General features: G+C 59.1%; 1 protein-coding gene. It reads left to right on the top strand.

The genetic code is table 11. The annotated features are described in order from the left end of the window. Positions 1 to 303, top strand: a 303-nt coding sequence (locus tag M0808_RS28445) for a contractile injection system protein, VgrG/Pvc8 family (protein WP_247843197.1), incomplete at both ends; no start/stop codon positions are given.

Below are 303 nucleotides of genomic sequence, written 5' to 3'. Positions count from 1 at the left end.
CAGATCCACGGCCTGGTGTACCGCATCGAGCAAGGCGATTCCGGCAAGACGCTGACTCGTTACAGCATCAGCCTGGTGCCGCAACTGGCCTATTTGCGGCACAACCATGACCAGCAGATTTTCCAGAACCTCACGGTGCCGAAGATCATCGCCCAAGTGCTGGAAGATCGCGGCATCCTCGCCGACGCCTACAGCTTCCAGCTCAACGCCGAGTACCCGCAACGCGATTACTGCGTGCAGTACGACGAGTCCGACCTGCATTTCATCCAGCGCCTGTGCGAAGAGGAAGGCATCCACTTCCAC

Source organism: Pseudomonas sp. MWU12-3103b (assembly GCF_023100615.1).
Taxonomy (GTDB): Bacteria; Pseudomonadota; Gammaproteobacteria; order Pseudomonadales; family Pseudomonadaceae; genus Aquipseudomonas; species Aquipseudomonas putida_A.
The sequence above is the reverse complement of the archived record's forward strand: the minus strand, read 5'-3'. Positions and strand labels throughout refer to the sequence as shown.